The 528-nt window shown below is 47.0% G+C and carries 1 protein-coding gene; it reads left to right on the top strand.

Translation table 11 applies throughout. From position 1 onward, the window contains the following. Positions 1–179 precede the first annotated feature (179 nt). The coding region (locus tag NK662_RS24825) for a prenyltransferase/squalene oxidase repeat-containing protein (protein ID WP_254761388.1) at positions 180–528 on the top strand (349 nt) is incomplete at its 3' end.

Consider the following 528-nt stretch of genomic DNA (forward strand, 5'->3'; position numbering starts at 1 on the left):
TTCCGATCTAGCAAGAGCATACCTTCATCTCTCTGTTCTGTGAATCAGATGCTGAGATATCTGAAAATATGTCGCTGGTCCTCCCACCAACAGTAGTGAACAATTCAGCAAGAGCCCATTTCTCTGTGATGGGTGATATCTTGAGTTCAGCCATAAGAAACACACAAAACCTTCTCCATATGCCCTATGGCTGTGGGGAGCAGAACATGGTCCTTTTTGCTCCCAACATCTACGTACTGAAATATCTGAATGAAACCCAACAGCTGACTCAGAAGATCAAGACTAAAGCCCTTGGGTTCCTCAGAGCTGGTTATCAGAGAGAGCTGAACTACAAACACAAGGATGGCTCCTACAGTGCCTTCGGGGATCAAAATGGCGAAAGAGAAGGAAACACTTGGCTCACAGCCTTTGTGCTCAAGTCTTTTGCCCAATCTCGAGCCTTCATCTTCATCGATGAATCACACATCACCCATGCCTTCACCTGGCTCTCCCAAAACCAGAAGGACAATGGCTGCTTCCGGAGATCCG

Origin of the sequence: Ectobacillus ponti, assembly GCF_024294785.1 — a bacterium.
GTDB classification, from domain to species: domain Bacteria; phylum Bacillota; class Bacilli; order Bacillales; family Bacillaceae_G; genus Ectobacillus; species Ectobacillus ponti.